This is a genomic window from Thiolapillus sp. (assembly GCF_048562965.1).
GTDB classification, from domain to species: Bacteria; Pseudomonadota; Gammaproteobacteria; order Chromatiales; family Chromatiaceae; genus Thiolapillus; species Thiolapillus brandeum_A.
In genome coordinates this window covers 1-1,993 of sequence record NZ_JBHNMF010000571.1, presented here as the reverse complement: position 1 = coordinate 1,993, position 1,993 = coordinate 1, and the positions used below count along the sequence as shown (strand labels likewise).

Annotated in this window: 2 protein-coding genes; one reads left to right on the top strand and one right to left on the bottom strand. The window is 59.6% G+C overall.

Annotated elements, in window-relative coordinates:
* A partial coding sequence (locus ACOCD2_RS17830; RefSeq protein WP_419625847.1) for a mannose-1-phosphate guanylyltransferase/mannose-6-phosphate isomerase occupies window positions 1-803 on the top strand: 803 nt, incomplete at its 5' end.
* A 139-nt stretch (window positions 804-942) separates the two neighbouring features.
* On the opposite strand, the gene rdgC is transcribed toward ACOCD2_RS17830, so the two are convergent.
* Window positions 943-1,860 carry a recombination-associated protein RdgC gene (gene rdgC / locus ACOCD2_RS17825; protein ID WP_419603739.1) on the bottom strand — a complete coding sequence of 306 codons (918 nt, stop codon included), beginning with the start codon at window positions 1,858-1,860 and terminating at the stop codon, window positions 943-945.
* Between the last annotated feature and the right edge of the window lie 133 nt (window positions 1,861-1,993).

Below are 1,993 nucleotides of genomic sequence, written 5' to 3'. Positions count from 1 at the left end.
CCCGCTATCTCGATGCACTGGCGCAGTTCGCTCCCGGTATTCTCGAAGCCAGCAAACAGGCCTATGAACAGGCCGAAACCGATGCGGATTTCATCCGCCTGGAAAAGCAGGCCTTCATCGCCTGCCCTTCCGACTCTATCGACTATGCCGTCATGGAACACACAGACAATGGCGTCGTGATTCCCCTGAACGTGGGTTGGAACGACGTGGGTTCCTGGTCCGCCCTGTGGGAGATCGGCGACAAGGACGAAAACGGCAACGTGATCACCGGCGACGTCCTCGCCCAGGATTCGCGCAACTGCTACCTGCGCTCGGACAGCCGCCTGCTGGCCACGGTGGGAATCGAAGACATCATGGTGGTCGATACCCACGACGTGGTGCTGGTCGCCCATAGGGACCAGGTACAAAAGGTCAAGGAACTGGTCAACCAGCTCAGCGAAGAACAGCGTAAGGAAATCGACATTCACGCACTGGTTCACCGTCCCTGGGGCAGTTACCAAGGCATCGACCGGGCGGAACGCTACCAGGTGAAGCGCATCACCGTGGCGCCGGGCGCACAGTTGTCCCTGCAGATGCATCATCACCGCGCCGAGCACTGGGTGGTAGTGAAAGGCACTGCCAAGGCCACCTGCGGCGACAGGACCTTTCTGCTGTCGGAGAACCAATCCACCTTCATCCCCATCGGCCAGCAGCACCGGCTGGAAAACCCCGGCAAGATTCCTCTCGATATTATCGAGGTACAATCCGGCGCCTATCTCGGAGAAGACGATATCGAGCGGCTGGAAGATCTCTACGGGCGTTGATGCTTCTTTGTTAACCTATCCGTAGATGCCCCTCTCCCCACGAGGGCAGAGGGGGTACAAGCCACCAAACTGGCCAAAGACGCGGATGTATGCCCCCATTTGGAGGCCTTGAACCCCAGCCACGCATGACCGGACAGGATCAGGAAAATCCGTCTTTTTCCTCACCACCGAACAAGGTGATCAATTCCGGCAGAAAACGGGAGAACTCGCCCGTCATAATGGCGAAGTCCGCATCGAAGCGCTCGGCAGCTGTTTCTGCACCCACATCACCGGCCTCGTCGAGCACCGCATCCTGAAAACGCAGGCGTTTGAGCTGAAATTTTTCATCGAGCAGGAAGCTGACCCGCTCTTCCCAGGTCAGCGCCAGGCGCATCACCCGCTTGCCCGCCTCCAGGTGCACCCGGATTTCATCGGAGAACAGGTCTTCCCGGCGGACCCGCACGATGGCGCCGTCTTCCATGAGGTCACGCAGCTCGCCTTCGTCCCCGATCTGGATCACCCCAGGCACGCCACCTTCTTTCAGCCATTCGGTCATGACGGCATCGGGTGATTCTGCCACCTGCAACGGCACCACGGGCAAAGTGCCCAGGCACTCGCGCAGCAGGTCGATGAAGGCTTCTGCCCGGCTGGCCGTTGCCGTGTCCACCACCAGCCAGCCGTTCCAGCTGTCGATATAGGCATACTGGCGATGGCTCTTGCTGAAGGCGCGGGGAATCATTTCCAACAGTACCGTTTCCTTCAGCTCGCGACGCTCCCTAGCCCGCACCTCCCTGCCTTCCTTCTCTTCGATCTCCCCCGCCCTGGCTTCCACCAGTTCCCGCACCGCAGCGGCAGGCAGTATCTTTTCTTCCTTGCGGGCGCACAGCATCATGCAATTGCCCACGGTATGCACCAGTTGCCTGCCTTCCTTTCCCAGAGGTTCCGTCCAGCCGGTAAAAGCCGGTTCCATGTCACCCAGGGGGCGAAAGGTCTTTTCCGCCAGTTTCTCTTCCAATGTCTCGGCATCCAGGTCGAAAGCCTGGGTGAAGCGGTACAGGATCAGGTTTCTAAACCACATCGGGCAGTCCTTGGGGGAATGAAAAGGGCGCTGATTATGCGACTAGCGTGTCAGGCAATCAAGCGCCGCGTCATGTGCAGGCGCATGTCGGCATCTTCGGTGAGCCGATGAAACAGGTGGTGCGGCCCGGTCG

Coding starts and splice junctions, on each gene's coding strand:
- rdgC (WP_419603739.1), bottom strand. CDS start 1,860: ATGTGGTTTAGAAACCTGATCCTGTACCGCTTCACCCAGGCTTTCGAC.